1 pseudogene is annotated in these 608 nt (G+C 76.5%); it reads left to right on the top strand.

Going from position 1 to position 608, the window contains the following annotated elements:
* Positions 1–54: 54 nt before the first annotated feature.
* A pseudogene (locus tag ABZT03_RS07285) lies at positions 55–366 on the top strand (WhiB family transcriptional regulator); the annotation flags it as partial.
* Between the last annotated feature and the right edge of the window lie 242 nt (positions 367–608).

Raw genomic sequence — 608 nt, 5'->3', positions numbered from 1 at the left:
AACTCGGCACTTGGGCCGAACCCCGCACCCCGACCGGCCCCCGGCGCCAGAGCAGTGGTCCGAACGGCGGCCGGCGCCAGACCCGGACCGGGCGCCGGACCAGGTGCCGGACCCGGGTCAGGCGCCCGCCAAGGATCGGGTGGCGGCGCCGGAGGAGACGGGGGATCGCGGGCCTGGGAGGCTCGGGCCTCCTGTCGGAACCAGGACGCCGACCTCTGGTTCTCCCGTCGTTCCTGGCCCACCGCGATGGCCATCTGCGCCGCCTGCCCCGTGCTCGACCCCTGCCGGGCCGCGGTGCTGCGACGCGAGGAGGGGCTTCCGAGGTGCGGGCGCAACGGGGTCATCGCCGGTCTCACCGGACCTCAGCGCCACGCCCTGGACAGCCACGTGAAACGGCAGCCGCAGCCACCGCCGCCCGCCGGTCCCGCGGCGGACGGCGACCCGGCCGGAGCCCCGCCCGGGCAGCCCCCGCCGTGCGGGACCCGGGCCGCCTACCAGCGGCACCTGCGCCGGTGCCGGTCAGCCGGGTGGTCGAGAGGTAGAACCGCCCGTCGACCCAGTCGAACGCCTTCGAGTAGAAGCCGTTCTCGATGTCCGCGGTGCCCTGC

Origin of the sequence: Streptomyces sp. NPDC005574, assembly GCF_040605435.1 — a bacterium.
In the GTDB taxonomy this organism is placed as follows: domain Bacteria; phylum Actinomycetota; class Actinomycetes; order Streptomycetales; family Streptomycetaceae; genus Streptomyces.
Note: the sequence above shows the minus strand (reverse complement) of the source record. Positions and strands in the feature narration are given on the sequence as shown.